Source organism: Sphingomonas sp. (genome assembly GCF_965248875.1).
Lineage (GTDB): Bacteria > Pseudomonadota > Alphaproteobacteria > Sphingomonadales > Sphingomonadaceae > Sphingomonas.
This window is the reverse complement of record NZ_CBDFKR010000005.1, coordinates 38,555-64,734: the sequence shown is the minus strand read 5'-3', so window position 1 is coordinate 64,734 and position 26,180 is coordinate 38,555. Positions and strand designations below refer to the sequence as shown.

30 protein-coding genes and 1 other RNA gene are annotated in these 26,180 nt (G+C 70.7%); 14 read left to right on the top strand and 17 right to left on the bottom strand.

The window, feature by feature from the left end; all coding sequences use genetic code 11:
• Positions 1 to 56: 56 nt before the first annotated feature.
• Positions 57 to 830, top strand: a complete 774-nt coding sequence (locus ACP2AD_RS04075) for a thioesterase family protein (RefSeq protein ID WP_425228812.1) — start codon at positions 57 to 59, stop codon at positions 828 to 830.
• On the opposite strand, the gene ACP2AD_RS04070 is transcribed toward ACP2AD_RS04075, so the two are convergent.
• The 3 genes from ACP2AD_RS04070 to ACP2AD_RS04060 are packed head-to-tail and all read right to left on the bottom strand — an operon-like array spanning position 817 to position 3,724.
• Positions 817 to 2,190 (bottom strand): MFS transporter, encoded by a 1,374-nt coding sequence (locus ACP2AD_RS04070; RefSeq protein WP_425228811.1) that lies wholly within the window; start codon positions 2,188 to 2,190, stop codon positions 817 to 819. The two genes, ACP2AD_RS04075 and ACP2AD_RS04070, sit on opposite strands and share 14 nt — an antisense overlap.
• A complete protein-coding gene (locus ACP2AD_RS04065) occupies positions 2,187 to 2,570 on the bottom strand; it encodes a Zn-ribbon domain-containing OB-fold protein (protein ID WP_425228810.1) in 384 nt (127 codons plus the stop codon). Before ACP2AD_RS04065 ends, ACP2AD_RS04070 begins: the two co-directional genes overlap by 4 nt.
• The gene (locus tag ACP2AD_RS04060; RefSeq protein WP_425228809.1) at positions 2,570 to 3,724 is read right to left on the bottom strand and encodes a thiolase domain-containing protein; all 1,155 of its coding nucleotides are present in this window, start codon (positions 3,722 to 3,724) and stop codon (positions 2,570 to 2,572) included. The genes ACP2AD_RS04065 and ACP2AD_RS04060 overlap by 1 nt, the downstream gene beginning before the upstream one ends.
• A gap of 101 nt (positions 3,725 to 3,825) precedes the next feature.
• On the opposite strand from ACP2AD_RS04060, the gene ACP2AD_RS04055 reads away from it, so the two are divergent.
• Entirely contained in the window at positions 3,826 to 5,403 is a 1,578-nt protein-coding gene (locus tag ACP2AD_RS04055) for an AMP-binding protein (protein ID WP_425228808.1), read from the top strand.
• Between the two features lie 45 nt (positions 5,404 to 5,448).
• Here ACP2AD_RS04055 and ACP2AD_RS04050 read toward each other — a convergent pair whose 3' ends face one another.
• Together ACP2AD_RS04050 and ACP2AD_RS04045 are read right to left on the bottom strand one after the other, a co-directional pair.
• Complete coding sequence (locus tag ACP2AD_RS04050; RefSeq protein WP_425228807.1) at positions 5,449 to 5,730, bottom strand: hypothetical protein; 282 nt, start codon at positions 5,728 to 5,730, stop codon at positions 5,449 to 5,451.
• A gap of 79 nt (positions 5,731 to 5,809) precedes the next feature.
• The gene (locus ACP2AD_RS04045; protein WP_425228806.1) at positions 5,810 to 6,079 is read right to left on the bottom strand and encodes a hypothetical protein; all 270 of its coding nucleotides are present in this window, start codon (positions 6,077 to 6,079) and stop codon (positions 5,810 to 5,812) included.
• Between the two features lie 92 nt (positions 6,080 to 6,171).
• On the opposite strand from ACP2AD_RS04045, the gene ACP2AD_RS04040 reads away from it, so the two are divergent.
• From ACP2AD_RS04040 to ACP2AD_RS04025, 4 genes are all read left to right on the top strand, one after another.
• A complete protein-coding gene (locus ACP2AD_RS04040; RefSeq protein WP_425228805.1) occupies positions 6,172 to 6,801 on the top strand; it encodes a peptidylprolyl isomerase in 630 nt (209 codons plus the stop codon).
• On the top strand, positions 6,798 to 7,535 hold the full coding sequence (locus tag ACP2AD_RS04035) for an SDR family NAD(P)-dependent oxidoreductase (RefSeq protein WP_425228804.1): 738 nt from the start codon (positions 6,798 to 6,800) through the stop codon (positions 7,533 to 7,535). Before ACP2AD_RS04040 ends, ACP2AD_RS04035 begins: the two co-directional genes overlap by 4 nt.
• 154 nt (positions 7,536 to 7,689) lie before the next feature.
• The gene (gene sthA / locus ACP2AD_RS04030; RefSeq protein ID WP_425228803.1) at positions 7,690 to 9,144 is read left to right on the top strand and encodes a Si-specific NAD(P)(+) transhydrogenase; all 1,455 of its coding nucleotides are present in this window, start codon (positions 7,690 to 7,692) and stop codon (positions 9,142 to 9,144) included.
• Positions 9,080 to 10,390: a hypothetical protein gene (locus ACP2AD_RS04025; RefSeq protein WP_425228802.1), complete on the top strand. Its 1,311-nt coding sequence runs from the start codon at positions 9,080 to 9,082 to the stop codon at positions 10,388 to 10,390. The genes sthA and ACP2AD_RS04025 overlap by 65 nt, the downstream gene beginning before the upstream one ends.
• Here the strand turns inward: ACP2AD_RS04025 and ppk2 are convergent.
• From ppk2 to ACP2AD_RS04005, 4 genes are all read right to left on the bottom strand, one after another.
• Positions 10,387 to 11,148 carry a polyphosphate kinase 2 gene (gene ppk2 / locus ACP2AD_RS04020; protein ID WP_425228801.1) on the bottom strand — a complete coding sequence of 254 codons (762 nt, stop codon included), beginning with the start codon at positions 11,146 to 11,148 and terminating at the stop codon, positions 10,387 to 10,389. The two genes, ACP2AD_RS04025 and ppk2, sit on opposite strands and share 4 nt — an antisense overlap.
• Positions 11,149 to 11,150: 2 nt before the next feature.
• Positions 11,151 to 13,343, bottom strand: coding sequence for a penicillin acylase family protein (locus ACP2AD_RS04015; protein ID WP_425228800.1), 2,193 nt, complete (start codon positions 13,341 to 13,343; stop codon positions 11,151 to 11,153).
• Complete coding sequence (locus ACP2AD_RS04010) at positions 13,340 to 13,990, bottom strand: dTMP kinase (protein WP_425228799.1); 651 nt, start codon at positions 13,988 to 13,990, stop codon at positions 13,340 to 13,342. The genes ACP2AD_RS04015 and ACP2AD_RS04010 overlap by 4 nt, the downstream gene beginning before the upstream one ends.
• An 88-nt stretch (positions 13,991 to 14,078) precedes the next feature.
• Positions 14,079 to 14,357 carry a chorismate mutase gene (locus tag ACP2AD_RS04005; RefSeq protein WP_425228798.1) on the bottom strand — a complete coding sequence of 93 codons (279 nt, stop codon included), beginning with the start codon at positions 14,355 to 14,357 and terminating at the stop codon, positions 14,079 to 14,081.
• A gap of 86 nt (positions 14,358 to 14,443) precedes the next feature.
• On the opposite strand from ACP2AD_RS04005, the gene ACP2AD_RS04000 reads away from it, so the two are divergent.
• From ACP2AD_RS04000 to ACP2AD_RS03990, 3 genes are all read left to right on the top strand, one after another.
• Complete coding sequence (locus tag ACP2AD_RS04000) at positions 14,444 to 15,454, top strand: polyprenyl synthetase family protein (protein ID WP_425228797.1); 1,011 nt, start codon at positions 14,444 to 14,446, stop codon at positions 15,452 to 15,454.
• Positions 15,455 to 15,582: 128 nt separating this feature from the next.
• The gene (locus ACP2AD_RS03995; RefSeq protein WP_425228796.1) at positions 15,583 to 16,314 is read left to right on the top strand and encodes a PEPxxWA-CTERM sorting domain-containing protein; all 732 of its coding nucleotides are present in this window, start codon (positions 15,583 to 15,585) and stop codon (positions 16,312 to 16,314) included.
• Between the two features lie 112 nt (positions 16,315 to 16,426).
• Positions 16,427 to 16,780: a hypothetical protein gene (locus tag ACP2AD_RS03990; protein ID WP_425228795.1), complete on the top strand. Its 354-nt coding sequence runs from the start codon at positions 16,427 to 16,429 to the stop codon at positions 16,778 to 16,780.
• Here ACP2AD_RS03990 and ACP2AD_RS03985 read toward each other — a convergent pair.
• A complete protein-coding gene (locus ACP2AD_RS03985; protein WP_425228794.1) occupies positions 16,750 to 17,688 on the bottom strand; it encodes a cation diffusion facilitator family transporter in 939 nt (312 codons plus the stop codon). The genes ACP2AD_RS03990 and ACP2AD_RS03985 overlap by 31 nt on opposite strands.
• A gap of 39 nt (positions 17,689 to 17,727) precedes the next feature.
• Positions 17,728 to 18,051 carry a hypothetical protein gene (locus tag ACP2AD_RS03980; protein WP_425228793.1) on the bottom strand — a complete coding sequence of 108 codons (324 nt, stop codon included), beginning with the start codon at positions 18,049 to 18,051 and terminating at the stop codon, positions 17,728 to 17,730.
• Positions 18,052 to 18,124: 73 nt separating this feature from the next.
• On the opposite strand from ACP2AD_RS03980, the gene hrpB reads away from it, so the two are divergent.
• On the top strand, positions 18,125 to 20,578 hold the full coding sequence (hrpB, locus tag ACP2AD_RS03975) for an ATP-dependent helicase HrpB (RefSeq protein ID WP_425228792.1): 2,454 nt from the start codon (positions 18,125 to 18,127) through the stop codon (positions 20,576 to 20,578).
• A 46-nt stretch (positions 20,579 to 20,624) separates the two neighbouring features.
• On the top strand, positions 20,625 to 20,906 hold the full coding sequence (locus tag ACP2AD_RS03970) for an ETC complex I subunit (protein WP_425228791.1): 282 nt from the start codon (positions 20,625 to 20,627) through the stop codon (positions 20,904 to 20,906).
• A 24-nt stretch (positions 20,907 to 20,930) separates the two neighbouring features.
• Here the strand turns inward: ACP2AD_RS03970 and ACP2AD_RS03965 are convergent, their stop codons facing one another.
• From ACP2AD_RS03965 to ACP2AD_RS03950, 4 genes are read right to left on the bottom strand one after another with little or no spacing between them, the layout of a single operon-like run.
• Entirely contained in the window at positions 20,931 to 21,425 is a 495-nt protein-coding gene (locus ACP2AD_RS03965) for an NUDIX hydrolase (protein ID WP_425228790.1), read from the bottom strand.
• Positions 21,422 to 22,093, bottom strand: coding sequence for a TPM domain-containing protein (locus tag ACP2AD_RS03960; protein ID WP_425228789.1), 672 nt, complete (start codon positions 22,091 to 22,093; stop codon positions 21,422 to 21,424). The genes ACP2AD_RS03965 and ACP2AD_RS03960 overlap by 4 nt, the downstream gene beginning before the upstream one ends.
• Positions 22,090 to 22,947, bottom strand: a complete 858-nt coding sequence (locus ACP2AD_RS03955; RefSeq protein ID WP_425228866.1) for a TPM domain-containing protein — start codon at positions 22,945 to 22,947, stop codon at positions 22,090 to 22,092. The genes ACP2AD_RS03960 and ACP2AD_RS03955 overlap by 4 nt, the downstream gene beginning before the upstream one ends.
• The gene (locus tag ACP2AD_RS03950; protein WP_425228788.1) at positions 22,944 to 23,540 is read right to left on the bottom strand and encodes a LemA family protein; all 597 of its coding nucleotides are present in this window, start codon (positions 23,538 to 23,540) and stop codon (positions 22,944 to 22,946) included. The genes ACP2AD_RS03955 and ACP2AD_RS03950 overlap by 4 nt, the downstream gene beginning before the upstream one ends.
• Before the next feature lie 107 nt (positions 23,541 to 23,647).
• Between ACP2AD_RS03950 and mscL the strand changes: the two genes are divergently transcribed.
• Positions 23,648 to 24,082: a large conductance mechanosensitive channel protein MscL gene (gene mscL, locus ACP2AD_RS03945; protein ID WP_425228787.1), complete on the top strand. Its 435-nt coding sequence runs from the start codon at positions 23,648 to 23,650 to the stop codon at positions 24,080 to 24,082.
• Positions 24,083 to 24,107: 25 nt separating this feature from the next.
• Here mscL and ACP2AD_RS03940 read toward each other — a convergent pair whose 3' ends face one another.
• Positions 24,108 to 24,539: an RrF2 family transcriptional regulator gene (locus tag ACP2AD_RS03940; RefSeq protein WP_425228786.1), complete on the bottom strand. Its 432-nt coding sequence runs from the start codon at positions 24,537 to 24,539 to the stop codon at positions 24,108 to 24,110.
• A 50-nt stretch (positions 24,540 to 24,589) separates the two neighbouring features.
• Here ACP2AD_RS03940 and ssrA point away from each other — a divergent pair.
• Together ssrA and ACP2AD_RS03930 are read left to right on the top strand one after the other, a co-directional pair.
• Positions 24,590 to 24,932: a transfer-messenger RNA gene (gene ssrA / locus ACP2AD_RS03935) on the top strand.
• A 57-nt stretch (positions 24,933 to 24,989) separates the two neighbouring features.
• Positions 24,990 to 25,337 (top strand): VOC family protein, encoded by a 348-nt coding sequence (locus tag ACP2AD_RS03930; protein WP_425228785.1) that lies wholly within the window; start codon positions 24,990 to 24,992, stop codon positions 25,335 to 25,337.
• A 7-nt stretch (positions 25,338 to 25,344) separates the two neighbouring features.
• On the opposite strand, the gene ACP2AD_RS03925 is transcribed toward ACP2AD_RS03930, so the two are convergent.
• Positions 25,345 to 26,052: an energy transducer TonB gene (locus ACP2AD_RS03925; protein ID WP_425228784.1), complete on the bottom strand. Its 708-nt coding sequence runs from the start codon at positions 26,050 to 26,052 to the stop codon at positions 25,345 to 25,347.
• Positions 26,053 to 26,180 lie beyond the last annotated feature (128 nt).

Here is a 26,180-nt window from a genome sequence, read left to right as displayed (position 1 = left end):
TCCTCTCCTTGCAGGGGAGGGTTGATGCTAGCCGAATTGCGACGGTAAGGAGCGCCATGAACGACGACGCCTTCTTCTTCCCCGACGGCGATGTCTATCTGCCGCAGCCGATCTGTCGCGGTCCCTGGGACCCCGGCTCGCTCAACGGCCGCGTCGTCGCGGGGCTGCTCGGCGCGGTGGTGGAGGCGCGGCACGGCGGCGGCGGCTTCCGCCCGGCGCGGATGACGGTGGACATGTTCAGGCTGCCGCGCTTCGACCCCGTCGCGATCGAGACCGAGGTCGTCCGCGACGGCGGACGGCTGCGCCTCGTCACCGCGCACTTCGTCTCTGGGGGCACGCCGATGGCGCTCGCGACGGTACAGTTCCTGCGCGAGGGCGAGAATGCGGCGGGCGACGTCTGGCGGCCCGAGCCTTGGGCCGCGCCGCCGCCCGATCAGGTGCCCCGGGGTGAGCAACAGTGGCGGATGTGGGAGTTCCGGCCGGTAACGGGCGCGTTCGGCACCGATGGCCAGCGCAGCGGCTGGATGCGCGAACTGCGCCCGGCGATCGCCGGCCTGGCGCTGACGCCATGGGCGCGGGCGGCGGCGGCGTGCGACTTCGCCAGCCCCTTTTCGCACAGCGGATCGGCCGGGCTCGGCTATATCAACACCGACGTCACGCTGGCGCTGCACCGGCTGCCGGCGGGCGAGTGGATCGGGGTCGAGAGCGGGTATCACGGTGCCGATGACGGCATCGCGCTCGGCCAGTGCCGGCTCTACGACGAGGCGGGGGCGATCGGCCTCGCCACCTGCCTGGCGCTCGCGCAGAAGCAGGCGCTCAGCCCACGCTGACCTCTTCCGGCTCGCCGAGATCGGTTGCGACCACCGGCCGCACCTTGCGCCGCGGCTCGTGCACCCGGGTCAGGATCAGCACGAACGACGCGAGCAGGAACGCGCCCGCCGCGCCCATCAGCGGTCGATAGCCCAGCGTCGTCGCAACCAGCCCGCCGATCAGCGGCCCGATCGCGGAGATCGTTCCTTCGATCGTCGTCGACAGCGCCAGCCGCATCGCAACGTCGGTGCGCTCGCCGAACTCCAGCACCATCGTCTGCTGGCTCATCTGATAGCCCAACGCCCCCGCGCCCAGCCCGCAGAACGCGACGAACACCGCCCAGGGCTGATGCACCGCCAGCAACAGCGCGATTGCCGCGCCCCACAGGACGGTCGACGCCATCAAGGTCAGCCGGTAGCCGGTGCGGTCGCCCAGATTGCCCCAGAGCAGGTTCGACGCGGTGTCGGCGCCGAGGTAACAGAGCGACAGCTCGCCGATCACGCGTCCGGACAGCCCCAGCTGCTGTCCGGCATAGAGGATGTAGAAGGGCGACGCGATCCGCGCCGCAACGCACAGCGCCTCCGCGATCACGAACCAGCGATAGTCGCGGTCGGCGAGCAGCCGCGGGAAGTCGCGCAGCCGTTCGCCGAACGACGCCGCCGGGCGAACGCTCACCGGGTCGGGCTCGACCATGAACAGCCGCAGCGCGGTCAGCCCCAGGCTGGTCAGCACGAACGCAAGGAAGATGGTGGTCGCATAGCCGTTGCCGCCGACGTCGCGCTCGATCAGGTAGCGCCCGGCCGCGTAGGACAGCAATGCCGCGATCGCACCGCCGACGGTGTTGCGATACGCCTGCAGCCGCCCGCGGCGCTGCAGCGGGATCACCTTCGCCATCAGCATCTGGAAGGCGACGCGCTGCGTCCCGTTGAAGGCGCCGAGCAGGAAAAGACAGGCGAGCGTCGCGACCAGCAGCGTCCGCCCGGTCAGGAACCACCCCGCCAGCGCCAGCCCAAGGATGGACAGCCGCATCGCCATGCCGGTGCGGATCGCATAGGGCAGGATGCGCGGCTGATGCTCAAAGCGCGTGGCGCTGAAGATCGGCGAGATGATCGCGCCCAACTGGAGCAGCGCGGTGCCGAGCCCGACCAGCGCGTCGGACCCGGTCAGCCGGTGGATGTAGCTGGGGATGAAGGTCGGCGCGTAGATCAGCCGAAACCCGGTCATGCCGAGCATGCCGTGGACGAAATGGCCGGTGAAGTTGCGGCGGAGGTTGGCGGCAACGAAGGCGTGGTAGGCGGCTTCGCGCTCCCGAAGCTCCTGCGGCGCGGACCCAGCAACCGCAGCGTTACCTTCGACGGATGAAGCCGCCGCGGCGGTCACGCCGGCGCGAACATGGGGTAGGGCGCGTCGCCGTCGGAGGGGGCGAACCGCACCCGCACCCGCTGCCCGATCGCGAGCGCGTCATGGTCGCCGGTCGCGATCTCGGTCAGCACCGCCGGTCCTTCGTCCAGCGCGACATAGGCGAGCGTGTAGGGCGCGTCCTTGCCGCGGCGCATCGTCGACAGGCTGTAGATCGCGCCCGCGCCGGCCGTCTCTTCCCACCGGGTGTCGGCCGACAGGCAGAAGGGGCATAGCGGACGTGGATAGTAATGCCGCTCCCCGCACGCGCCGCAGCGTTTGATGAGCAGCCTGCCCTGAGCCGCGGCGTCCCAGAAGGGCTGGGTGTCGGGCCCGATTTCCGGCGCGGGATGGGTCCGCATCACTGGCGCTCCAGGATCAGCGTCGCCGCCGCGTGCCGCGCGCCGAGCGAGCCGCCGATCCCGGTCGCCACCGCCAGGCGGCAGTCCAGCGCCTGCACCGCGGGATGCGCCTCGCCGCGCAGCTGGCGCACCGCCTCGATCACCTTGGTGATGCCGCCGCGGTTCATCGGATGGTTGTTGCACAGCCCGCCGCCGTCCGTGTTGAACGGCAGCCGCCCGACCCCGCTGATGAGGTTGCCGTCGGCGACGAACCGCCCGCCTGCGCCCTTGGCGCAGAAGCCCAGATCCTCCAGCTGAATCAGCACGGTGATCGTGAAGCTGTCGTAGATCGACGCATAGTCAATGTCCGCAGGCGTCACCCCGGCCTCTGCGAACGCCAGCGGCCCCGACACCGCCGCGGCGGAGGTTGTCAGGTCCAGTCCCAACCCTCCCCGCGGCCCCCTCACCGCCTCGCCCGCGCCGCGCACCGCGACCAACGGGCGATTGAGTGCGCGCGCGATCTGCGGCGCGACGACGACCAGCCCGCCGCCGCCGTCCGACACGACGCAGCAGTCGAGCCGGTGGAGCGGGTCGGCGATCATCGGCGAGGCGATGACGTCCTCGACGCTCACCACGTCGCGCAGCATCGCGTGCGGGTTGTGCTGCGCATGGGCCGACGCCGCGACCTTGATCCACGCCAGCTGCTCGCTCGTGGTGCCGTACTCGTGCATGTGCCGCGCCGCGCACATGCCGTAGCTGGTGTGAGTCGTCATTCCGACCCAGTTCTCGAACGGCCCCTCCGGCGCGCCCGTCACCGGCGGACGGCCCTGCCCGGAGCGCGGCCGCCCGGCCAGCGTGATGAGCGCGACGCGGCATTTGCCCGCGGCGATCGCTTGCGCCGCGTGCGCGACGTGGAGAATGTAGGACGAGCCGCCGGTCTCGGTGGCGTCGAGGTGGCGGACTCGCAGGCCGAGATAGTCGACCATCGACAGCCCGCCGAACCCCGGCGCGTCGCCCGCGCAGAAATAGCCGTCGACGTCGCCCACGCTCAGCCCCGCATCGGCCAGCGCCCCCGCCGCGCACTCGGCATGCAGCTGCGGCGTCGACTTGTCGGGCGCGAGCCGGGTCGGGTGCTCCCACGCGCCGGCGATATAGGCCTGATTGCGGATCGTCATGCCCGGCCGCCTTGGCGGCGCGGCGGGGGCGGGGTCAAGCGGGCAGAGCGCTTGACGCGGCGCAGCCCGGCCCGCACGTCACCCAAAACAGGAGAGGCGATGTGGCGATCGACGCCGCGCTTGAACAACGGCTGGACGCCGCCGCATTGCTGGGGATGCGCTTCGCCATCTGGGCGGGGGAGCAGCCGGCGCGGACGGCGGTCATCGATCCCGACGGCACGGCGCACGCCTATGCGGCGGTTAACGCGCGCGCCAACCGGCTGGTCGGGCTGTTGCGCGCCCGCGGGCTGCGCGCGGGGGACGGCGTCGCGCTGATCGCATCGAACCGGGTCGAGTTCGTCGAGGCGTTGGCGGCGACCCAGCGCTCTGGGCTGCGGCTGACGCCGGTCAACTGGCACCTGACCGCCGACGAGATCGGCTACGTCGTCGCCGATTGCGAAGCGAGGGCGGTGATCGCCGAGGCCGGCCGCGCGCCGGTCGCGGCGGCGATGGCAGGCGCGCCGGACGTTGCGGTCCGGCTGGCGGTCGGCGGCGCGGTCGAGGGGTTCGAGGAATATGCTGCGGCGCTGGCGCCGTTCGACGGCGGCGACATCGACGATCCCGTGCTGGGCAGTCAGATGCTCTACACCTCGGGCACCACCGGCCGGCCCAAGGGCGTGTACCGACCGAACCCCGTCGTCGCGCCGCAGGCGGCGTACACGCTGCGTGGTTACGACCCGGTGACCAGCGTCCAGCTCTGCGTCGGTCCCGCCTATCATGCCGCCCCGCTGCTGTTCGACCTCAACGGCGCGATGAACGCGGGCGTGCCGCTGATCTTTCGCGACAAATGGGATAGTGAGGGGACGCTGCGCACCATCGCCGAGGCGCGCGTCACCCATCTCCACATGGTGCCGATCATGTTCCAGCGGCTGCTGGCGCTGCCCGCCGAGGTCAGGACGCGCTGGCCGGTCGACAGCGTGCGCTGGTTGATCCACGGTGCCGCGCCTTGTCCGCCGGAGGTTAAGCTGGCGATGATCGACTGGTTCGGGCCGGTGCTGACCGAATATTATGGCGGGTCAGAGGGCGGAGCGGGCTATCTCATCGACAGCCACGAATGGCTCAGGAAACCCGGCAGCGTCGGCAAGCGGCCGATACTGCTCGGCACGCGCATCCTTGATGAGCAGGGCCGCGAACTGCCCGATGGCGAGGAGGGCACGATCTATCAGGAGATCCCGCCCGGCGCGGACTTCAGCTATTTCAACGACCCGGCGAAGACCGCGGCGATGCGGGTCGACGGCTATTTCACGATGGGCGACGTCGGCTATTTCGACGCCGACGACTATCTGTACCTCACCGGGCGCAGCGCGGAGACGATCATCTCCGGCGGGGTCAACATCTACCCGCAGGAGATCGACAACGAACTCATCAAGCACGAGGCCGTCGCCGACAGCGCCACCGTCGGCGTGCCGCACCCCGACTGGGGCGAGGCGGTGCGCGCGGTGGTCGAGCTGAAGCCCGGCTACACCGCGTCGCCGGCGCTGGCCGAGGAGATCCTCGCCTTTGCGCGGCTGGCGCTGCCCGCGTTCAAGGTGCCCCGCGCGCTCGACTTCGCATCGAACCTGCCGCGGAGCGAAGCGGGCAAGATCCAGCGCGGCAAAGTGCGGGCGCCCTATTGGGCGGGGATGGATCGCAATATCTGAGCGTTGCTCGACCGGTCGCCGGTGAAGCAGGCCGGCTCAGTGCGACTACCGATGCACGATCGATGCCGCGCCGACCAAGGCAGCGACCAGCAACAGTCCGACGCACAGGATGATCGCGCTCAGCATCAGGCTCCGTGCCGGCATCCGGCGCGCCTGCTCCATGCGCGCCGCTTCCGCCTCCTCGCCGAGACCGCGCCGGTACAGCTCCTCATAGGCCGCCCGCCGCCGGTCCTCCGACCACAGGCCCGGCAGCGTGCGGAACAGCCGGATCAGTTCGCCCTTGGGCATGGCGGCGAAGCGGGCGGCGTGCTCGTCGAAACTCGGCATTGCATTACGATGTCACGATCGTCGCCACCGGTCTTGGCGGTTTCGGCCATTGCGGCGCTGGCGACCCCCGCGCCTCGCGTCAGAGCAGGGCGATCCGCATGACGACAAACAGGACAACGCCGCCCACGAGCGCCAGCATCATCAGTCCATAGAAGCGCCGCCAGCGTGACCGGCGGGCGGCGAACCCTGCCTGCGCCTCTCGCCACAGACCGCGGTGGTGAAGCTCGTCATACCCCGCCTGGATCTTACCGGGCGTCCAGATATGCCCGAGGTCGCGCCAGGCCGCGACCAGATCGTGATCGGACAGCCCGGCCAGATAGCGGCGCTGCGCCGTGTAATTGCTCGACATCGACGCATTGTGCCGCGATCGGGAGGAGCGGTATTGGCGAAAGCGGCCGGGTTGCGGGATGACGCGCGCGTGCGCACTCGATAGAAAGCCTCATGCGCGCGCTTCTTTCTCTTCTCGCTCTTCCTTTCCTGATCGGCGCGACGCCTACGCTGGTGGAGCCCGGAATCGTCCACGTCCGGCTCGACACTGCGGCGGGCGCGATCACGCTGGCGCTGGACGCGCGGCATGCGCCGCGGACGGTCGCCAATTTCATGCTGTATGTCGACGACGGGCGGCTGGAGGGCACGCGCTTCTTCCGCGCGGCGCGGTCGCGGGGACGTGCTGGCGGGTTCATCGAGGGCGGGATCGGCACCGATCCGCGCCGCGTCCTGCCGCCCGTGCCGCTGGAGCCGACCAGCCGCACCGGGCTCCATCATGTCGATGGCGCAATTTCGATGGCGCGCTTCGATCAGCCCGACTCCGCAACCGGCAATTTCTCGCTGTATGTGGGCGCCAGCCCCGGCATGGACGCGCACGGCCGCGATGGGGGCTATGCGGTGTTCGGCCGCATCGTGGGCGGGATGGACGTGGTCCGCCGGATCCTGGCGATGCCCGCCTCGGGCGGCAGCGGCGCGATGCGCGGCCAGGTGCTCGACCGCCCGGTGACGATCGTCCGCGCTGTGCGACTCGACGGCGTCGCGCACCCCACCGGGCGGCCGAAGCCGTGGACGCTGGGGTTGTGAAGACCGCGTTCATCACCGGCGTTACCGCCGGCATCGGCGCGGCGGCGGCGCGACGGTTCGTCGCGGGCGGCTGGCGCGTGGTCGGGACGGGGCGGCGGCGCGAGCGGCTCGACGCGCTGGCGCAGGAGCTGGGCGACTCGTTTCGTCCACTTGCTTTCGACATGCGCGACGAGCGCGCGCGCGAGGCGGCGGTGGTGGGGCTGCCGCAAAACTGGTCGCCCGACCTGCTCGTCAACAATGCCGGGCTCGCGCTCGGCACCGCGCCCGCGCAGACCGCCGATCTGAACCAGTGGCGGACGATGATCGACACCAACGTCGTCGCGGTGGTCGCGCTGACCCACCGCCTGCTGCCCGGGCTGATCGAGCGCAAGGGCGCGATCGTCAACCTGTCGTCGGTCGCGGCGACCTATCCGTACGCCGGCGGCAACGTCTATGGCGGCACGAAGGCGTTCGTGCGCCAGTTCTCGCTCGGTCTGCGTAGTGACCTGCACGGCACCGGCGTCCGCGTCACCTCGATCGAGCCGGGGATGGTCGAGACCGAGTTCACGACGGTCAGGACCGGCTCGCAGGATGCGTCCGATACGCTCTACGCGGGCGCCGATCCGATGACCGCCGAGGACATCGCCGAGACGATCTGGTGGATCGCGACGCTGCCGCCGCACCTCAACGTCAACGCACTGGAGCTGATGCCGGTGAGCCAGTCGTTCGGCGGGTTCCAGGTGGTGCGGACGTAGCGCTCCTCCCCGCTGGCGGGGAGGTGGCGCGCGGCGCAGCCGCGTGACGGAGGGGGCTTGCCACTAGCGGGTCGCTCGTGGCGCGCCCCCCTCCGTCACCTGCTTCGCAGGCGCCACCTCCCCGTGAACGGGGAGGAGCTATGTCGCGTTAACCATGACGCTGCTATGCGGCCGTATGGCCACCCCGCGCTACGACCTCCTTGTCATCGGCTCCGGTCCGTCGGGCCGCCGCGCCGCGATCCAGGCGGCGAAACTGGGCAAGCAGGTGCTGGTGATCGAGCGCGGGCGGCGCGTCGGCGGCGTCTCCGTCCACACCGGCACCATCCCGTCCAAGACGCTGCGCGAGACCGTCCTCAACCTGTCGGGCTGGCGCGAGCGCGGCTTCTACGGGCGCGGCTATCGCGTGAAGCAGGACATCTCGGCGGCCGACCTGATGCGCCGCCTCCACAAGACGCTCGATCACGAGGTCGAGGTGCTGGAGCATCAGTTCGCCCGCAACGGCGTCCATGTGCTCAGCGGCGCCGGCCGCTTCACCGATCCGCACACGATCGAGGTGACGAGCGCCGAGGGCGAAGCCCGCTGCGTCGCGGGCGACAAGATCCTGATTGCGGTCGGCACCGAGCCCTATCGCCCCGCCTATATCCCCTTCGAGGAACCGAGCGTGTTCGACGGCGACGAGCTGATCGAGCTGCCCCGGCTGCCACGCAGCTTGACCGTCATCGGTGCGGGCGTGATCGGGGTCGAATACGCCACCATCTTCTCCGCGCTTGACGTCGCGGTGACGCTGGTCGAGCCGCGCGACACGATTTTGGACTTCGTCGACCGCGAGATCGTCGCCGAGTTCATCCACGAGCTGCGCGACCGCAATGTCGGCCTGCGGCTCGGCACGCCGGTGGAGAGCGTCGCGGTGGAGAACGGCCGCCCGGTCTGCCGCCTCAAGGACGGGCGGGTGATCGCCAACGAGATGCTGCTGTTCGCCGCCGGACGGATCGGCGCGACCGCGCAGCTCGACCTCCCCGCCGCGGGCCTGATCGCCGACGAGCGCGGGCGGCTGCCGGTCGAGCCGACGACCATGCAGACCAGCGTGCCGCACATCTATGCCGCGGGCGACGTGATCGGCTTCCCCAGCCTTGCCTCGACCAGCCTGGAGCAGGGCCGCCTCGCTGCCTGCCACGCCTTCGGCCTCGCGCCGCCGCCGCCGCCCAAATACTTCCCCTACGGCATCTATGCGGTGCCCGAGATCAGTACGGTGGGGCTGACCGAGGAGGAGGTGCGCGCGCGGCATATTCCCTATGAGGTCGGCACCGCGCGCTTCCGTGAAACCTCGCGCGGGCACATCATGGGGCTCGATTCCGGCATGATGAAGATGCTCTTCTCGCTGAAGACGCACCGGCTGCTCGGCGTCCACATCATCGGCGAGGGCGCGACCGAGCTGATCCATATCGGCCAGGCGGTGCTCAACCTGAAGGGCGGGATCGACTATTTCATGGAGAACACCTTCAATTATCCGACGCTGGCGGAGGCGTACAAGATCGCCGCCTTGGATGCGTGGAACCGGCTGCAGGCGGCGGGCGCAAGCGTGCCGGTGGAGAGCGCGGCTTCTGCTTAAGGCGCTGTCGAAGTGTCTGGCGGCGCTGCTGCTGTTTTCATCGGCGGCGCACGCCCAGATCGAGTCCACTGACGCCGCCCGCGTCCGCGATGCGCAGACCTGGGGGCTGGCGGCGGGGCTGACCGATCGCGACGCGCAGGCGCAGCTGGCAGCGCAGCAGGCCACGATCGCCGTCACGGGTGCGATAGAGACGGAGTTCGCCGGCCGCCTCGCCGGGATCGCGGTGTTGCACCGTCCGGCGTACCGCATCGACGTGCTGCTGACCGGCGTTACACCGGAGCCTGACCGGCAGATCGACGCCGCGGGCATGCAGGTGACGGTCGCCTTCCACACCGGCGCACTCGCCACGCGGGCGCAGCTCCTCGCCGCGCTGACCACGCACCAGGCGGCGATCCGCGCCGCGCTCAGCCGCCCGCCGGGGCTGGCGGTCGATGCGCGGACCGGCGCCTTGGTGGTGCTGGTCGCGGGCGCTGATCTCGATCGCCAGCCCGCCGCCGCCCTGGAACAGCGCTTCGCCGACCTGACCGGCGTGCCCGTCAGCGTCCGCCTGCTCGATCGTTCGGCGGACAGCAGCGCGCCAAGCTTCAGTATAACCGGCGGCGGCCGCGTCGTCGGCACCGTCGACGGGCGGCGCTACCTGTGCACCACCGGCTTCGTCGTCACGGATGGCACGCGCAGCGGCATGCTGACCGCGGCGCACTGCGCGGACACGTTGAGCTATGTCGCGCCGGACGGGGCGGAGACGCCGCTGCCGTTCCTGGGCCAATGGGGCTGGAGCTTCCAGGACGTCCAGCTGCATGCGAGCGACACGCCGCTCGACCCGCTGTTCTTCGCCGATACCGCGCGCCAGCTGCAGCGCGCCGTCACCGGAACCCGCCCGCGTGCGCAGACAAGGGTCGGCGATGTCGTCTGCCACCGCGGCGAGCGGTCGGGCTATTCTTGCGCGGAAATCGCCTATGTCGATTTCGCGCCGCCGGGCGACCTGTGCGGCGGACCCTGCGCGCCGAGCTGGGTTGCGGTCGAGGGTCCGACCTGCCGCCCCGGCGACAGCGGCGGGCCGGTGTTCGACGGCACGGTCGCCCTCGGCATCCTGAAGGGCGCGAGCTACCGCCGGGACGGGACGTGCAGCCTCTATTACTACATGTCGGTCGACTATGTTCCCGCGGGTTGGCGGGTGGCGGTGGTCGGACCGGAGGACATTGGGGTTGGGGATACTGCCGCGGGCGCCGTGCCCGCTACCCGCTAGGGCGCGAGTCGTCCGTCGGTCACCGCCGCCGCTTCGAACGGGAACAGTATCTTCGGATCGGGCGCGTCCACGCCTGCAGCGATATCCACCGGCGCGATCTGACGCAGCAGGTGGCGGATCACCGCCTCGCGCGCCCGCGGCTTCTTGTCCGCCCGCACGCAGACCCAGGGCGCGATCGCGGTGTGAGTACGGGTCAGCATCGCATCGCGCGCCGCCGAATAGTCTAACCATTTGGTCTGCGCGACCGCATCCAGATCACTGACCTTGAGCGCTTTCAGCGGTTCCTCGCGCCGCGCGTCCAGCCGCTTCTTCTGCTCGTCCTTGTCGATGTCGAGCCAGACCTTGACCAGCCTGATACCGCTTTCGACCAGCATCCGCTCGAAATCGGGGGCGTCGCGCAGGAACTCCGCCTGTTCGGCAGGTGTGGAGAAGCCCATCACCACCTCGACGCCGCCGCGATTGTACCAGGAGCGGTTGAAGATCACGAGCTCGCCCGCCGCGGGCAGCTGCACGGCATAGCGTTGAAAGAACCACTGCGTGCGCTCGCGATCGGACGGCTTGGGCAGCGCCACGACGCGGGTGACGCGGGGGCTGAGGTGCTCGACGATGCGCTTGATCGTGCCGTCCTTGCCGGCGCCGTCACGCCCCTCCATCACCAGCACGGTGCGCTCGCCCGCCTTGATCGCCGCCGCCTGGGCCTTGACCAGCGCCAGCTGCAGCGCCGCCAGATCGTCCTCGTCGTCGTGATGCTTGCCCATCTTTACTCCCCCGGCCGGTAGCGGCGTTCGACATGCCCGGCGAGTTCGTCGGGCCAGAAATAGACGGGCTTGAGGTCGCCCGCGGCGTAGCGCCCAGTCTGGTCGCGGAAATGCGGGCTGCCCGGCCGCCCGCTCTCCCCGCCCGCCGTCACGGACCAGGCGCGCACCCGTGGCCCGAACTCGACGATCGCGACGAAGCTATTGCCGCTCGTCCCGTACCAGCGTGCGGTGCCCGGATAGGGCCGTGCGCCGAAGGAGGCCAGGCTGCCCCAGATCGCGGAGGTGAAGGGCACCGGCGTCGACGGCCGGGCGTCGTCGAAGTGCTGGACGATCGCCGCGTCGTTGCGCTGGAAGCGGTTGATCTCGCCCCACGGTACACGCCAGCGCCCGAAATCGTGCGTCAGCGTCGCCATCGCGCGGTCGAGCGCGGCGAGCAGAGCGGCGTCGGGCATCGCCTCCATCCGCGCCCAGCGCGTGTCGACCTCGGCCGGCGCGCCCGGCGCCGCGGGCGGCGTATGCCCCCACAGGTCCATCCCCCAGGTCATTGCCAGCGCGGTCGGCACGCTGTCGGCGGCCCAGCGCGCGTCCCAGCCGCGCAAGGCCGCCACCGGCTGGGCCAGCGCCGCCTTGCGCGCGCCGTCGGGCAGCCGGTCCCAGGCGGCGAGAAGCTTCGGGACCATCCGCGTGAACTCGGGACTCCACGGGTCATAGGCGATCGCGCGCAGCCCCGTCGGCGTCAGCGCCCGCGCCCGGCCGAGCAGCGCGGTCGCATGCGCGCCGCGCGGGTTCGGCCCCGCCTGGTCCATGTAGCGCGGGAACGCATCGCGCCGCGGGCTGTCGGTCCCCGCCGCACGCCACGGCGCATCGTTCGAATTGTACAGCCAATCGCCCGCCGGGTCGCGCACCTGCGGCAGCTGCGCCATCGGCGTCACGCCCCGCCATGCCGTCGCTGGATCGCTGCCGTCGACCGGCGCGCGATAGTCGAAGCGGTCGTCGCGCCGGGGTGTGAACTGCGGCGCGAGCAGTGCGATATGCCCATCCGCGTCGGCATACACCGTGTTGTTCGACGAGTTGGCCTGCAGCGCGAGCGCCCGCAGGAACGCCGCCTGCGTCCGCGCCTTGGTCCTGAGCCAGCTCTGCTCCAGCGCGGCTAGCGGCCGGTTCATCAACGCTGCCGCGATCCACTTGCCGTTCTCCGATCGCACGATCGGGCCGTGTCGCGTCCGGAAGGTCTGCCAGGTCTGCGCGACCAGCGATCCATCGGCTTGACGGACACGAAGCGTGACCGGCGCCAGCTCTATCGGCAGTTCGGCGCTCCCGAACCGGTAAGTCGGGCCGCCTGCACTGGGCTGAACGACCGTTTCGGCGAACTCGTCGACATTGTCTGCGCCACTGGTGGTGTGCATCCAGCCGAGCCGCTCGTTGAAGCCCTGATAGAGGAAGAACTGCCCCCAGGTGCTCGCGCCATAGGCGTGCAGGCCGGCGTCGCTCTCCATCTCCAGCTCGGAGCGGAAGAAGAAGCTGGTGTGCGGGTTGATGAGCAGCATCGCGTGCCTGCTCGCCGACAGCCGCGGGCCGATGGCGATGCCGTTGGAACCGCGCGGCTCCTCGTCGGGGACCGTCGCGCGCCTCGACAGGCTGTGGCTCGCCGGATCGCCGCTTCCGTAGAACGCCCGCAACCCAGCCAGATCGACCTTTTCGATATCGCCGCCGATCGACCCCTCGCTGAACGACAGCGCCATCCACGGCTCGAAGCGGGCCAGCACCCGGGGATGCTCGGCGGGGTGCGTCGCGAGATAGAAGTTGAGGCCGTCCGCCCAGCCCCGGCACAGCGCCCGGAGCCAAGCCGGCGCGGTCGCATATTGCCGGTGCAGGTCGATCGGGTCGATCCACAGCCGCTGCCGCAGGTCCGCCCAGATCGCGTCCGGCCCGGCCCCCTCCGCCTCCGCGGTGCGGCCGAGCGCGGTCAGGTAATTGGCCTCGATCCGCGGAAAGTCGTCCTCCGCCTGCGCATAGATCGCGCCGAACGCCGCGTCGGCGTCGCTGTGTCCGTGCACATGCGCGATGCCCCAGTCGTCGCGCGTGATCGTCACACGCGCCGCCTCCGTCCGCCAGCGCGCCATCTCGGCGGACGGAGCAGGCGCCGCGCCCAAGGCGGCGAACGCAAGCGCGGCGGTGGTAATCTTGCCGATCATAACGTCCCAACGATCTCCGCCGCGATCTCCCCCGGCGCGCGCATCGTCCCGTCGCGTACCGTTTCCACCGTCGCCCAGCGCCCGGCATAGTCGGCCGCCGCCAGCGCCGTGTAGTTGTCGCGCACCCGCGCCTGCAGCGCCGCGTCCGCCTCGTTCACGTCGAAGGTCGCGTCGGTATAGTCGCGGTGACGCTTCATCGCGATCTGGCGCCGCGCCACATCGACCGGCGTCGCGAGATAGACCGACAGATCGGGCGGGGGCAGCGCGAACTGCTCCGTCTCCAGCGACCAGATCCACCGCATCAGCGCCGGGGCCTCGTCGGCGGGCCCACGCGCCGCTTGATAGGCGAGGTTCGACGCGATGTAGCGGTCGAGCACCACCACCTCGTGCGCGTCCGCCGCTGCCAGCAGCTTGCCGCGCGACTCCATCCGGTCGAGCGCGTACAGCACAGCCGCCGCGCGTGGGCTCACCTCGCGCGGCAATCGCCCGCCCAGCATCTCGCCCAGCGCCCAGCCCCCGGCCGTATCGGCATAGCGCGGAAAGGACAGGACCGTCGCGGTGCGCCCGGCGGCGTTCAGCTGCCGCGCGACCTCGGCCGCCGCCGTCGCCTTGCCCGCCCCGTCGCCGCCCTCGATCGCGACGAGCACTAAACTTGCATCCTGGATGAAGACGCGCTCACGCGCTGAGGCCTGGCTGAAGACGCGCTCACCCGCTGAGGCAGGAGCGAAGGCGCGCTCACGCGGTGAGGCGCTCGTGATGCCTGATGACCTCGTCGATGATGAAGCGCAGGAACGCCTCCGAGAACTCCGGGTCCAGCTCCGCCTGCGCGGCCAGCTGTCGCAGCCGCGAGATCTGCCGCTCCTCGCGCCCCGGATCGGCCGCGGGTAGGCCCGCCATCGCCTTGTGCCGCCCCACCGCCTGCGTCACCTTGAACCGTTCCGCCAGCAGATGGACCAGCGCCGCGTCGATGTTGTCGATGCTCTTGCGATATCCGGTCAGCACGTCGTCGGCCATGGCGCTCCCCTCCGCCCTCTATTGCGGGGTGCGGCCGCGCCCGACAAGTCTTGCCTTGCGATGAAGCAGCGGCCAGAGCGCCGGGCGTGACCGCTACCGTTCACCAGCTCCGCCCGCACGCCCCGTCGCTCGAGCCGATGATGACCCTCGTCGCCGGCGACCTCAACGCCGTCAACGCGGTGATCCTCGATCGCATGCAGTCGCAGATCCCGCTGATCCCGGAGCTTGCCGGGCATCTGATCGCGGGCGGCGGCAAGCGGATGCGCCCGATGCTGACGCTCGCGAGCGCGCGGGCGATCGGCTATACCGGCACACGCCACCACCGCCTCGCCGCCGCGGTCGAGTTCATCCACACCGCGACGCTGCTTCACGACGACGTCGTCGACGGCTCCGACCTGCGCCGCGGCCGCCGCACCGCCAACATCATCTGGGGCAATCCGGCGAGCGTGCTGGTCGGCGACTTCCTGTTCAGCCGCAGCTTCGAGCTGATGGTCGAGGACGGCTCGCTCAAGGTGCTCAAGATCCTGTCGAACGCGTCCGCGGTGATCGCGGAGGGCGAGGTCAACCAGCTCACCGCCGCGCGGCGCGTCGACCTGGGCGAGGACCGCTACCTCGACATCATCGGCGCCAAGACCGCGGCGCTGTTCGCCGCCGCCTGCCGCATCGCGGCGGTGGTCGCCGAGCGGCCCGAGGCGGACGAGCTCGCGCTCGATGCGTTCGGCCGCAACCTGGGCATCGCCTTCCAGCTGGTCGACGACGCGATCGACTATACGTCGGACGCCGGCACGATGGGCAAGGACGCGGGAGACGACTTCCGCGAGGGCAAGATGACGCTGCCCGTAATCCTCGCCCATGCCCGCGGCGGCGACGATGATCGCCGCTTCTGGAAGGACGCGGTGGAGGGCCGCCGCGCCGGCGACGCCGACTTCGCCCATGCGGTCGAGCTGGTCCGCCGCACCCGCGCCGTCGACGACACGCTGGCGCGCGCGCGTCATTACGGCCAGCGCGCGATCGACGCGATCGGCCACCTGCCGCCATCCAAGGCGAAGGAGACGATGGTCGAAGCGGTCGAATTCGCGGTCGCCCGCGCCTACTGACTGGCAGTCCCCAAACGGGACACATTAAATTACGTTAATGTTCCTTACCCTAATTGACCCTGGTAAACCCATTGTTAAGATTTGCCGGACGGCCGGCATAGATTCAGCACGGTTTGCGGGGAACGATCATGATGAAGAAGTATGCAGTGGCCGCGATCGGCCTGATGGTGGCTGCGCCGGCGGCGGCACAGACGGTGGACGGCGTGCGTGACGCCTCCTACGGCGTTGCCAAGTCCTTCGTCGCGTATGATCCCAACGCGCCGACCAACAACTTCGGCACCCCGGGGCCGACCAACGCCAGCGCCGCGTACAGCATCTACCTGACAGCCGGCACCAATGCGGTGTACGGCTTCTTCCAGGCCGATCGTAACATCCAGAACCTGGGCGTCGCCTTCGCCAACCTGTATTTCGATGTCGATCCGGCGAACAACAACGGTTCCGACGTCGGCTTCGAGATCACCAACCGGCGCGCCTTCGCGCCGGGGGTGAACGGCTATTCGGCAACGCTGCCGGGCATCAACTACGCCTTCTCGGCCGATGGCACCGGCCTGGAGTTCTCGATCGCCAACAGCTATTTCACCGGCCCGATCGCGGGGCTGACCTATGCCGATCCCAACCAGCAGTTCGCCGCCGCCAACGGCGCCGTCACGCTGCGCATCTCGCAGTCGTTCGGCTACTCGGCCGCGGGCGGTGCGACCTATGGCAACAACCGCCTCGGCAGCGTGAACCTCGTCGCCGCGCCGGTCGCGGCGGTGCCGGAGCCCGCGACCTGGGCCATGCTGATCATGGGCTTTGCGCTCGCCGGCTTCGCGCTCCGCCGTCGCGCGGCGGCGCCGCGCACCACCGTGCGCTTCGCCTGACCAGTTCCGCGCGCCGCGTCCTCGGGGGAAGCGGCGCGCGGGTTGACTTAGGGTGAGGGCCGCGCCACCGGCACCGCGGCCGCCGCATTGACGCGGCGCGTGGAGTGCCCCCGTGACCCTCGCCGCCGTCGCCCGGCCGCTGTTCGTGGCGGCGCTGCTGTTCGCCTTCACCATGGCGCTGCTGCCGCACCCGCCCGACATCGCGCACCACCTGCGCGACAAGTATCAGCACATGATCGCGTTCGGGACGCTGTCGGTGCTCGCGGCGGCGGGGTGGCCGGGCGCGAGCCTGCTGCGCATCGGCGAGCGGCTGTCCTTCGCCGGCGCGCTGATCGAGGTATGCCAGTCGATCCCGCAGCTGCACCGCGACTGTGACATCATGGACTGGGCGGCGGATACCGCGATCATCGCCGGGGTGCTGCTGACGATCGCGGCCTATCGCGCGCGGCAGGTCTCCACAGGGTGAACATCCTCGCCACGCTCCAGCTGGAGCGTGGCATGGCCGATGCCGAAGCGCTCGCGCAGCATCAGCTCGGCCTCGCGCAGGAAGGCGTCGTCGCCGGTGCCACCGGGCATGACAAGGTGCGCGGTCAGCACCGGTTCGGTGGTCGACATCGGCCAGATGTGGAGGTCGTGGACGCGCTCGACGCCCGGCAGGACGCGCAGCGCCATCCGCACCTTGTCGTAGTCGAGGTCGCGCGGCACAGCCTGCAGCGCCATCTCTACCGTTTCGCGCAGCAGTCCGGCAGTCTGCCAGATGATGATCCCGGCGATGCCGAGGCTGACCAGCGGATCGAGCCACACTGCGCCCGTTCGCCAGATGATCAACCCCGCGACGACGACCCCCGCTGACACCACCGCATCGCTCGCCATGTGGAGAAAGGCGGCGCGGATGTTGATGTCGCCATGCCGCCCGCGCGCAAACAGCCAGGCGGTAAAGCCGTTGACCGCGATCCCCGCGCCCGCGACCGCCGCCACCTGCAATCCCATGATCGGCGCGGGGTCGGCGAAGCGCTGGGCCGCCTCCAGCACCACCGCGCCCAACGCCACCATCAACAACAGCGCGTTGAGCAGCGCCGCCAGGATGGTCGAACTCTTGAAGCCATAGGTGAAGCGCTTCGTCGCGGGGCGTTGCGCCAGCACAGCGCCGCCCCAGGCGACGCCGAGCCCCAGCACATCCGAGAGATTGTGCCCGGCGTCGGCGAGCAGCGCGACCGATCCGGTCCACAACCCGGCCCCTGCCTCAACGAGAACGTAGGCGATGTTCAGCCCGATGCCGATCGCGAACGCACGCGAATAGGCGGGCGGGCCGTGATCATGGCCGTGACCGCTTCCGTGCGCGTGATCGTGGCGATGGTGGTGGCCTTGACCCATGCGCGGAAGCCTAGCAGGGTGCCGTCACAGCGCCAGCGTTCAGCGCCCGAGCCCGCCCAGGATGCTGCCAAGCCCACCGAGCGCGCCGCCCTCCTGACCGGCCGCCCCGCCGCCGCCAAGGACGCTGCCGAGCTGCCCCAGCGCGCCTTCGCCGCCGAGATGACTCAGCACCTGCTGCAGCACGTTGACCGGCAGGCCGGTGTTCTGCGCCGCCACCGTCGCGGTGTCGCCCGGCTGCGGGTGCGCCGCATGAAGCGCGCCGAGGGCGGTCTGCAGCTGTTCCGGCGTCAGGCCGACGCGGCCCGCGAGACCGGACAGATCGTGTCCGGCGACCTGGTTCAGAATGGTGTCGAGCAGGGACATGGCATTTCTCCTTGGGATCCGCGGCTGCATAGCCGCATTGCCCCCGCGCCGTCATCCCTGCGAAAGAGCGGGCGTGACACCGTCCCCCGACCTGCCGATCCACGCGGTGCTGCCCGATCTGCTCGCCGCTTTGCGCGCGGGACCGAACGCGGTGCTGGTGGCGCCGCCCGGGGCGGGCAAGACGACCGCGGTGGCGCCGGCGCTGCTGGATCAGCCATGGTGTTCGGGAGAAATCCTCCTCCTCTCGCCCCGCCGCCTTGCCGCCCGCGCTGCGGCCGAGCGCATGGCTGCGCTGCGCGGCGAGCCGGTGGGCGGCGCGATCGGCTATGCCACGCGGATGGACACGCGGCGCTCGGCGGTGACGCGCGTGACCGTGCTGACCGAAGGGATCTTCGTTGCGCGAATCCAGACCGACCCGGAACTGGCCGGGGTTGCGGCGGTGCTGTTCGACGAGGTCCATGAGCGCAGCCTCGACGGCGACACCGGCCTCGCCTTTGCGCTCGACGTGCAGGCGGCACTTCGCCCCGACCTGCGCCTGGTCGCGATGTCGGCGACGCTCGATGGCGCGCGGTTCGCGGCGCTGATGGGCGATGCACCGGTCGTCGAGAGTGCCGGCCGCAGCTTCCCGCTCGTCCACCGCTACCTCGGGCGCAGCGGCGAGGAGCGGATCGAGGACGCCGTCGCCGCCGCCTGCCGCCGCGCGCTTGCCGAAGGGGAGGGCGGGGTGCTCGCCTTTCTGCCCGGCGTCGCCGAGATCGAGCGCACGGCCGAGCGGCTGGCCGGGCTTCCCGCCGGCGTCGTGCTCCATCATCTCCACGGCAGCCTCGATCCTGCCACGCAGCGCGCCGCGATCCGCCCGGAACCGGACAGCCGGCGCAAACTGGTCCTCGCCACCAGCATCGCCGAAACCAGCCTGACGCTGGACGGCATCCGCGCCGTGGTGGATTCGGGGCTCGCCCGACGGCCGCGCTACGACCGCGGTGCGGGGATGACCCGCCTCGTCACCGAGCGCGTCAGCCGCGCCGCCGCCGAGCAGCGTGCGGGGCGGGCCGCGCGGCAGGGACCGGGGGTCGCGTACCGTCTGTGGGAGGCGGCCGCGACCGCCGGCCTGCCGCCTTATGATCCGCCCGAAATCCTGGAGGCGGACCTGTCGGCGCTGGTGCTCGCCACCGCGATCTGGGGGGTGGCCGACCCCCGCACCCTGCGCTGGCTCGACCCGCCGCCCACCGCCGGGGTCGTCGAAGCGACGGCCCGCCTGCACGCACTCGACGCGCTCGACTCGAATGGCCGCCCCACCGCCCATGGCCGCGGGATCGCCTCGCTGCCGATGCCGCCGCGGCTGGCGCACATGCTGCTGCGCGCGCCGGACAAGCAGGTCGCAGCGGAGGCGGCGGTGCTGCTGTCCGAGCGCGGGCTCGGCGGGAACGACCCGGATCTGGAGGCGCGGCGGCGGCGCTGGCGGAGTGAGCGCGGGATCAAGGCGGAGGCGGCCAGGACGATGGCGCGGCGCTGGGCGTCCGGGGTGGCGGGGCCACAGCCTGCCGATGGACCGGCGCACGAGGCATTGCCCGCCTGCATCGCGCTCGCCTTTCCCGACCGTATCGCGCGGCGCCGCGATTCGTCGGGCGAGCAATGGGCGTCGACCGGCGGCCGCGGCTTTCGGCTCGATCCCGCCTCCGCCCTCGCGCGCGCCGAATGGCTTGCGGTCGCGGAGACGCAGGGATCGGCGGGCGGCGCCCGCATCCTGGCCGCCGCCGCGATTGACCGCGACACGATCGAAACGCTGTTCGCCGGCCGGATCGAGACCCGCCGAACTGCAGCCTTCGACGCCGCCACCGGCGCGGTCGAGCCGCGGCGCGAGCGGGTGCTTGGCAAGCTCCGGCTGAGCAGCGGGCCGGACGGCGATGCCGATCCGCACGCGATCGGGGCCGCCCTGCTCGACGGCGTGCGTGGGCACGGCGTCGCGCTGCTGCCCTGGGGCGATGCGGCCCGGGCGTTGCGTGCCCGCGCCGCCCATGCGGGCATCGGGCTGGATGATGCGGCGCTGGGCGAGCGCCTGGATGAGTGGCTGCCGCCGCTGCTGACCGGCAAGCGTCGTCTCGATCAGATCGCGCCGGGCGCGCTCGCCGAGGCACTGCGCGGGCTGCTCGGCTGGGACGGTGGCCAGCGCCTCGACCGCCTCGCGCCCGCCGCCTTCACCAGCCCTGCGGGCAGCACGCATGCGATCGACTATGCCGCCCCCGGCGGTCCGCGCGTCGAGCTGCGCGTCCAAGCGTTGTTCGGCGTCGCCGAGCACCCAACCGTCGGTGAGGCGCGCACGCCGCTGGTGCTCAGCCTGACCTCGCCCGCGGGCCGCCCGATCCAGACCACGCGCGACCTTCCCGGCTTCTGGCGCGGCAGCTGGGTCGCTGTCGCCAGGGAGATGCGGGGACGGTATCCCAAGCATCCCTGGCCGGACGATCCGGGCGCTGCGGCAGCTACGCTGCGGACGAAAAAGGCGGATGCGCGTGCCGGCGGATCGCGCTAACAGATTGCCGTCGCTCCGACCGCCAGAGTGGGACAAGAGGATGCCCATGCCCACCGCCCGCATCTTTCAGCGTGTCAAAAGCTCGATGCAGTCGGGCCGCGCTAACACTGACCGCTGGCAGCTGGAGTTCGAACCTGCCGAGGCCAAGCGCCCCGATCCGCTGACCGGCTGGGCGGGGAGCGGCGACACGCGCGATCAGGTGCGGCTGAGCTTTCCGACTGCGGAGGCAGCGGTGGCCTATGCCGATAAACAGGGGTGGGCGCATGTGCTGCAGCCCGCGCCGGCGGCGACCCTGAAGCTGCAGGCTTACGCGGATAATTTCAAATAGGCTTGCCCGCGACGGCGGCCCGGCTCACCGGAAGTCACTGCCGAGGAACAGCAACAGCCGCGCATCAATGCCGATGCCCGCATCGCGCTTCGCCGCGACAAACGCGGGCAGGTCGGCCATTGCAATGCGATGGAGCGTGATGCCGTCCTCCGGCTCCCCGATTTTGGTCAGTCCCGTCGCACGGACCAGCGTGAAGCTTTCCGACGTAATTCCCGGCGACGAATAGAAGCTGCCCAGCACCGCCACCGCTGCCGCACGATAGCCGGTCTCCTCCTCGAGCTCGCGTATCGCGGCTTCGGCGGGGGTCTCGGCCGGGCCTTCGTCGCCGACCAGTCCCGCCGGCAGCTCCAGACAGCGACGGCTGGTCGGCACCCGCTGCTGCTCGATCAGCAGCAGATGGCCGTCGTCGACGGCGACGATCACGGCCGCGCCGGTCGCATTGGTGCGTTCGGCATATTCCCAGCTGCCGTCGCGGCGAACGCGCAGAAACCTGCCCACCCACGGCGTTTCGACCGTCAAGGCTCGATCAGCCGGTCGGGCAGCTCGTTGACATCGTCCGCTTCCCGCGGGAAATGCTCAGCCAGCACGATTGCGACCCGGTCGATCGCGGCGATCAGCCCGTCCGCGGCGCGGCCGGCCCGCACCTGCGTCAGCAGCGCCGCCATCGCTTCACCCCACACGGCGTCGTCGACCCGGCTGTGGATGGCCGCGTCGGCGACGATCTCCGCCCGCCGCTCGGCAAGCGAGAGGTACAGCAGCACGCCCGTGCGCCCGCGCGTCCGCCGCTCCGCGCCGACGCGGAACAGCGCCAGCGCCTGGCGCCGCACCCGCCGCGTCTTGGTCGCGCCAGGCGTCACCGCCATGCGCAGTGGCATTTGCGCGAGCAGCACCCGGACCAGCAGGAATGCGACGGTGCTGCCGACCAGCGCCACTAGGTAGGGCGCGCCCGCCGGGGCCGGGCCCCAGCCGTCCGCGACCACGCCCCACAGCCGCAGTGCCGCGTCCGGCCAGAAGGCGAAGGCCGCGGGCACGGCCAGCATCGCCAGCATCGCCCAGTGCAGCGCCGCATCGTGATAGGCGTCGGAGCGCGCCGCCACCGCCGTCACGATCTCGCCCGCGGTCCGTTGCTCCGCCGCCGTCACCGCCGCGGTGACGCGTGCATGATCGGCGGGCGAGAGCAGGCTCACCACGATCCCGACGCGCCGCCGCCGCCGAAATCTCCACCGCCGCCGCCGGTAAAGCCGCCGCCGCCCCAGCTTGTACCGCTGCCGCCGTCGGACGACCCGCCGCCGGTCCAGCCGCTGCTGCCGCCGCCGCGGCTCAGCTCGTTGCCAAGCCCCCACAGCACGATTGGCCAGCTGCTGCCGCCGCCCGACCAGCGCCGCCCGCTGCCCCGGCCGCGCAAAGCGGGCAGCACGACGAACAGGATCACGACGCCCCAGAATATCATTCCCAGCGGCAGCCCGCCGCCGTCGCCGCTCGCGCCCGACCCGCGATGCTCGCGATCATATGCCGCCGCCGCCGCGTCGGTGCGCGCCTGCGCCTCCTCGGGGGAGGCGCGCAGCTGGGCGATCAGCGCGCCGGTTCCCGCCGTCATCGCACCCGGCACATCGCCTGCCTGCAAGCGCGGCATCATCTGCTCGCGGATCACGCGGCCAGCGAAAATATCGGTGACGACGGGCTCCAGGCCGCGACCGACCTCGATCCGCGGCCCGCGATGGCCCGACGGCTCGTTGGGGGCGATAAACAGGACGATGCCGTTGTTCACGTCGCGCAGCCCTGCTCCCCAGTTACGGCCGAGCCCGATCCCGTAGTCCTCCAGCGCATAGCCCTGCAGGTCGGGGATCGTCGCGACGATCAGCTGGCGGTGCGTGTCGTGCTGGAGCGCCTGCAGCTTCGCCGTCAGGTCCGCCCGGGTCGCGAGGGGCAGGACATTGACGGCATCGACCACCAGCCCGGTGAACGGCGGATAGGTCTGCGCCGCCGCCGGCGCGGCCGCCAGCAGCGCAAGCAGGATCAGCAGGCGTGCGACTAACTTCAGTTACCGTTCCCGAAATTGACCGTCGGCGCGGTGTCCGCGCCCGGTGTAACGGCCTGGAACGGCACCATCGGCCTGGCGCCATAGACAACCTTCGCGCCGATCGCGTTGGGGAAGGTGCGGATCGTCGTGTTATAGGCCTGCACCGCCAGATTATAGTCGCGCCGCGCCTGGGCGATCCGGTTCTCGGTGCCCTCCAGCGAGACGGTCAGGTCGCGATAGCCCTGTTGGCTCTGCAGCTGCGGATAGGCCTCCTGCAGCCGCTGCAGCGATACGCCGACATTGGTCTGCGCAGCGGCATAGCGCTGCAGCGCGGCGGGGTCGGTCAGCTGGCCGGGCGCGACGGTGATCTGGTTGGCGGCGGCGCGCGCCTGTGTCACCTCGACGAGGATCGATTTCTCCTGCGCGCCCGCGGCGCGGACGGTAGCGACCAGATTGGGGATCAGGTCGGCCCGGCGCTGATACTGGTTCTGAACGTCGGCCCAGCGCGCTTTGGCGGTCTCCTCCGCGGTCGGCACGCTGTTGACGCCGCAGGACGCCAACGCGGCGGCGAGGGGCAGGACGCCGAACAGGGCAGGAGCGGAACGCAGGGTCATGGGCAACCTCCGGCAGATGTCGCACATCACTATAGTGACGCGGCGCGGCTTGGCGAAGGGGCAATCGGCGGTTAGCATCGCTTGATTCAGATCAAGGAGGCGACGCGATGTTCCAAGAGTTCAAGGCGTTCGTGATGCGCGGCAACGTGCTGGATCTCGCGGTGGCCGTGGTTATCGGCGCGGCGTTCGGCAAGATCGTGACCTCGCTGACCGACGACATCATCATGCCGGTGATCGGCAAGATCTTCGGCGGGCTCGATTTTTCCAGCTATTTCGTCAAGCTCGGGCCGGTGCCCGCCAGCTATACGGGCTCGCTGACCGATTATGCCGCGCTCAAGAAGGCGGGGGTGCCCCTGCTCGGCTATGGCGCGTTCCTGACGGCGGCGGTCGACTTCCTCATCATCGCCTTCATCATCTTCCAGATCGTGCGCGCAGTGAACCGGATGATGCCCAAGCCGGTCGTGGCGGTCGTCGTGGAGCCGGCCGAGGTCGCGCTGCTCCGCGAGATCAGGGACGAGCTGCGGGGCCGCCCAGCAGCTTAGCGTCGCTAGCCACGCCACCCTGCGATCAGGCCGCCGCCAGCTCCTGCGCGCCCGCGGCCGCGAGGCTGGTGCCGTCGAGGATGCGCGCGGTCTCGTCGCGGACGCGCATCATCGCGTGACGGATCGCGCAGCTCGCCTCGTCATGGCAATCGCCGCACGGACGATAGGCGGTGCGGCTGACGCAGGAGATCAGCGCCAGCGGCCCTTCGATGACGCGGATGATGTCCCCCAGCGAGATCAGATGCGTCGGCCGCGACAGACAATAGCCGCCCATCTTGCCGCGGTGCGAATGGATCAGCCCGGCCTCGCGCAGGTCGGCGAGAATCAGTTCCAGGAACTTGCGCGGCACGCAAGCTGCGGCCGCGATCCGCGTCATCGGGATCGGCGGACCGCCCGCGGGCGCCTCGGCCAGATAGAGCATTGCGCGCATCGCGTAGCGGGAGCGTTGAGTAAGCATACTACCCCACGCGTAGTAGGGATTTGTGGCGGCGTGATGGCAAGCGTGACGTTCTTGCGACGGCCGCCACGATGGCCTATATCGGCGATGCTGGGGCAACCCGGCTATGGCGATAAACGACGGCGTGCAATAGACGCATCGGACCCGGGGGCAGTACCCGGCGGCTCCACCATCCGCTCCGGCTCGCCGGCGCGCATGACGGGGCCGAACCAGGATCGACGTGTGTTGAAAAGCGCTGACTTTTGCTCGGAATGGGACCACCGCGACGGCCCATTACACAAGTGCCAACGATAACGAAGCACTCGCGATTGCGGCGTAACTGAGGGCCTCACGGCCTAAGGTTACTCCAAGATAGCGCGGTCGGACCCCACCGGGCAACAGAAGGGGATTCCAGCGGCTGCCGGGGGGGCCGGGCAACAGAACTCCCCGGACTTTTCGGCGGATCGGCCAATGGTACCCATTCTGCGTGTCCGCTCCGTCGCGGCGACGCTACCCTTCTATCTCGATCAGCTCGGGTGCCGCGTCCATCTCGACGCGGGCTTCTACGCGGTGCTCGCTCTGCTGGGCGAAGAACTCCACCTGCAGGAAGACGGAGCGGCGCCGGGCCGTCAGTCGGCGATGATCCGCGTCGCCGATGCCGACGCCGCCTGGGCCGGCCTGCTGGCGCGGGGCTGGCGTCCGCCGAGCCGTCCCGAAAGCCCGGTCCATGCGGGGCCGGTCGACCAGAGCTGGGGCCAGCGGGAGTTTTACGTCGACGACCCGGATGGTAACACGATCGTCTACGCCGGCCCGCCGTAACGCGCCGCTACCGCTCCCGCTCGGGCGGTTCGTCATGGATCACCCAGGTCTCGTTCTCCACGATCGTCGATGCGAACGGCCGTCCTTGCGCGTCGTGCCCCGGGCGGAAGCGATAGCGCTGCTCGATCAGCCGGCACGTGGTGTCGTCGAGCAGCCGCGAGCCGCTCGACCGGGTGATCGAACAGCGCGGCACACGGCCCTGTTCGTCGACGACAAAACGCACGCCGACGGTGCCGCTGATCCCCTGCTCGCCCGCCTCCAGCGGGTAATCGGAGTCTCTTATCCGGCCGCCGATGCGCCGCGGCGGGACGTCGCCCGCGCCGTCGCCGTCGCCGTCGCCGCCTGCACCGAAGCCGTTACCCTCCCCACCTGCGCCCGTACCCGGGCCAGCGACGTCAGCTGCTCCGGCTGACGCCTGCACATCCGTGGCCGCTACGGGCGCCACCACCACGGGCGGCGTCACCGGGACCACGACCTGTGGCACGGGGGCGACGATGTCGGTCGCGCGGCTGCGCAGGTTGGGCGGGGCAGCGGCGCCCGCCGGCCGGAAGTTGCGGACGCGCGGCGGCACGACGCGGGCGGGCGCCGGCGGCGGCGGCGCGACCCCGAACAGCTTCAACGCGGTGTCGGCCGACCCGCCGCGACCGATCGAAAGCCCGGCGACCAGCGCCCACAACAACAGCGCGACCAGCCCGCCCGCGACGAGCGCTGCCACCGCCCGATCACCCCTGTCCAGCGTCGTCATGGCGTTAAATTACCACAGCAAGGCTGAACGAACGCCCGCGCGTTGCCAAGCGCGCGGCCCCTGACCTATGCTCGCGCCCGGAGACGGGATTTCCATGG

Bases quoted from the DNA above. Each gene is read 5' to 3' on its own strand.
- ACP2AD_RS03995 (WP_425228796.1), top strand. From the start codon at position 15,583: ATGATGAAGAAGTATGCAGTGGCCGCGATCGGCCTGATGGTGGCTGCG.
- ACP2AD_RS03980 (WP_425228793.1), bottom strand. From the start codon at position 18,051: ATGTCCCTGCTCGACACCATTCTGAACCAGGTCGCCGGACACGATCTG.
- ACP2AD_RS03950 (WP_425228788.1), bottom strand. From the start codon at position 23,540: ATGACCCTGCGTTCCGCTCCTGCCCTGTTCGGCGTCCTGCCCCTCGCC.
- ACP2AD_RS04065 (WP_425228810.1), bottom strand. From the start codon at position 2,570: ATGCGGACCCATCCCGCGCCGGAAATCGGGCCCGACACCCAGCCCTTC.
- ACP2AD_RS04050 (WP_425228807.1), bottom strand. From the start codon at position 5,730: ATGCCGAGTTTCGACGAGCACGCCGCCCGCTTCGCCGCCATGCCCAAG.
- ACP2AD_RS03985 (WP_425228794.1), bottom strand. From the start codon at position 17,688: ATGGGTCAAGGCCACCACCATCGCCACGATCACGCGCACGGAAGCGGT.
- ACP2AD_RS04040 (WP_425228805.1), top strand. From the start codon at position 6,172: ATGCGCGCGCTTCTTTCTCTTCTCGCTCTTCCTTTCCTGATCGGCGCG.
- mscL (WP_425228787.1), top strand. From the start codon at position 23,648: ATGTTCCAAGAGTTCAAGGCGTTCGTGATGCGCGGCAACGTGCTGGAT.
- ACP2AD_RS04015 (WP_425228800.1), bottom strand. From the start codon at position 13,343: ATGATCGGCAAGATTACCACCGCCGCGCTTGCGTTCGCCGCCTTGGGC.
- ACP2AD_RS04075 (WP_425228812.1), top strand. From the start codon at position 57: ATGAACGACGACGCCTTCTTCTTCCCCGACGGCGATGTCTATCTGCCG.
- ACP2AD_RS03970 (WP_425228791.1), top strand. From the start codon at position 20,625: ATGCCCACCGCCCGCATCTTTCAGCGTGTCAAAAGCTCGATGCAGTCG.
- ACP2AD_RS03930 (WP_425228785.1), top strand. From the start codon at position 24,990: ATGGTACCCATTCTGCGTGTCCGCTCCGTCGCGGCGACGCTACCCTTC.
- ppk2 (WP_425228801.1), bottom strand. From the start codon at position 11,148: ATGGGCAAGCATCACGACGACGAGGACGATCTGGCGGCGCTGCAGCTG.
- ACP2AD_RS04045 (WP_425228806.1), bottom strand. From the start codon at position 6,079: ATGTCGAGCAATTACACGGCGCAGCGCCGCTATCTGGCCGGGCTGTCC.
- ACP2AD_RS04060 (WP_425228809.1), bottom strand. From the start codon at position 3,724: ATGACGATCCGCAATCAGGCCTATATCGCCGGCGCGTGGGAGCACCCG.
- ACP2AD_RS04025 (WP_425228802.1), top strand. From the start codon at position 9,080: ATGCGTGGAACCGGCTGCAGGCGGCGGGCGCAAGCGTGCCGGTGGAGA.
- ACP2AD_RS03940 (WP_425228786.1), bottom strand. From the start codon at position 24,539: ATGCTTACTCAACGCTCCCGCTACGCGATGCGCGCAATGCTCTATCTG.
- sthA (WP_425228803.1), top strand. From the start codon at position 7,690: ATGACGCTGCTATGCGGCCGTATGGCCACCCCGCGCTACGACCTCCTT.
- ACP2AD_RS04005 (WP_425228798.1), bottom strand. From the start codon at position 14,357: ATGGCCGACGACGTGCTGACCGGATATCGCAAGAGCATCGACAACATC.